1 protein-coding gene is annotated in these 2,082 nt (G+C 74.1%); it reads left to right on the forward strand.

Annotated features, from left to right (window positions below):
• Nucleotides 1–31 precede the first annotated feature (31 nt).
• Nucleotides 32–2,002, forward strand: a complete 1,971-nt coding sequence (locus FNH09_RS46225; RefSeq protein WP_152895849.1) for an IucA/IucC family protein — start codon at nucleotides 32–34, stop codon at nucleotides 2,000–2,002.
• Nucleotides 2,003–2,082 lie beyond the last annotated feature (80 nt).

Here is a 2,082-nt window from a genome sequence, read left to right on the forward strand (position 1 = left end):
CGATGCCGCCCCCGACGTCGCCCCCGTGCCGATGTCGGACCCCGCCGAGTCGCGGACCCGGCCCGCCGTGCACACGGGCTTCGGCGAAGGCGCCGTCCCCTGGAAACAGGCAGGCGTCCTGACCGCGAACGGACTCCTGACCGCGGACGTGCTCCCGGCCGTGGACGGATTTCCGGCTGCGGACGACGGCCTCCCGACCGTGGAGGTGTCCTCGGAAGCGGCGGGGGCGGCCGAAGGCACCCCGCACGTCGACCGGGAGTCCGCCGCCGCGGGCGACCTCCTGGAACATCCCGACCCGCACACCGCAGCCGAGGCCGCCGCCGTCGAGAACCTGCTGCGCTGCTGGGTACGCGAGTCCGGCCTGCCCGCACCCGACGACGGCATCCTGCGCGTCCCCCTCCCCGCCAGCGCCACCGCCCTGCTGGTCCCCGTCCGCTACTGGTCCCCTACCGGCTGGCACCGCTTCGGTCTCCCGCGCCTGGCCGGTACGCCTGCCCAGTCCCCACCCGTCGACGCGGTCACGATCGCCGCCCTGTTCACCCGTGAGAATCCCAGGACGTCCCGCCCCGGTGCCGCTGCCGCTGCCGTCGCCGATGTCGAGGCAACCGCCGACGCGGACGCCGGGGCCGGCACATCCGCGGACCTGATCGCCCAGGTCGCCGACTCGGTCCGGCGTACCGCCCTGTTCGTCCGCACGCGCCGGGAACGGCCCGCCGACTCCACCGACGTCTTCCTCGCGGCCGAGCAGGCACTCGTGCTGGGGCACCCCATGCATCCGACCCCGAAGAGCCGCGAGGGCCTCTCCGCTGCCGAAGCCCGGCTTTACTCACCCGAGCTGCGCGGAGCACACCCCCTGCACTGGCTGGCCGTCGACCCCACGGTCCTCGCCACCGACTCCGCCTGGACCGAGCGCGGCCGTCCCGTCTCCGCGGCCGCCCTCACCGCGGAGCTCGCGGGAACCGGGCTGCCCCTGCCCGACGGCTGTGCGGCCCTGCCCCTGCACCCCTGGCAGGCCAGGGAGATCCGCCACCGGGCCGAGACCGCGGCCCTGTTCGAGGCCGGTCTGCTCCGGGATCTCGGCCCGCACGGTTCGCCCTGGCACCCCACCTCCTCGGTGCGCACCGTCCATCGGTCCGGCGCACCCGCCATGCTCAAACTCTCCCTCGGCCTGCGCATCACCAACTCGCGCCGGGAGAACCTCCGCAAGGAGCTGCACCGCGGCGTCGAGGTGCACCGCCTGCTGCGTGCGGGACTGTCCGAGCGGTGGCAGGCCGCGCACCCGGGCTTCGACATCGTCCGCGACCCGGCCTGGCTCGCCGTCGACGGCCGGGACGGCGACCCGGTGACCGGACTCGACGTGATGATCCGGCACAACCCGTTCACCCCCTGGGACGAGGTCGCCTGCGTCGCCGGGCTCGTCTCGCCCCGCCCGTACGACGACCGCCCGGCCCCAAACCGGATCCCGGGCGGCGCCGGGCACCAGGCGGCGGACGACCGCGGGGCACGGTCCCGGCTGGCCGAGCTCGTCACCCGCCTCGCCGGCCGGACCGGCCGCCCCCGCGGCGCCGTGGCCGCCGAGTGGTTCCTGCGCTACCTCGAACAGGTCGTACGGCCCGTGCTGTGGCTCGACGGACACGCGGGCATCGCGCTGGAGGCGCACCAGCAGAACACACTGCTCCTGCTGGACGGCCACGGCTGGCCCATCGGCGGCCGGTACCGCGACAACCAGGGCTACTACTTCCGGCAGTCCCGACGCGCGGAACTCGACGCCCAGCTGCCCGGCATCGGAGAGCACAGCGACACCTTCGTCTCCGACGAGGTCACCGACGAGCGCTTCGTGTACTACCTGGCGATCAACAACGTGCTGGGCCTCATCGGCGCGTTCGGTTCCCAGCACCTCGCCGACGAGCGGCTGCTGCTCGCCGCCTTCCGCCGCTTCCTCCAGTCCGTCGCCACCGGCCTCCTCGCCGCCCGCTGGATCACCGAGCGCACCAAGGGCTGAGCCCCGCTCCACAGCAGCGAAAGCCCCGCATCGAACCGAGTGACATGCGCCTGGCCACGAACGACGGAGAGATTTCGTGG

This window comes from Streptomyces adustus (genome assembly GCF_009377175.1).
GTDB lineage: Bacteria > Actinomycetota > Actinomycetes > Streptomycetales > Streptomycetaceae > Streptomyces > Streptomyces adustus.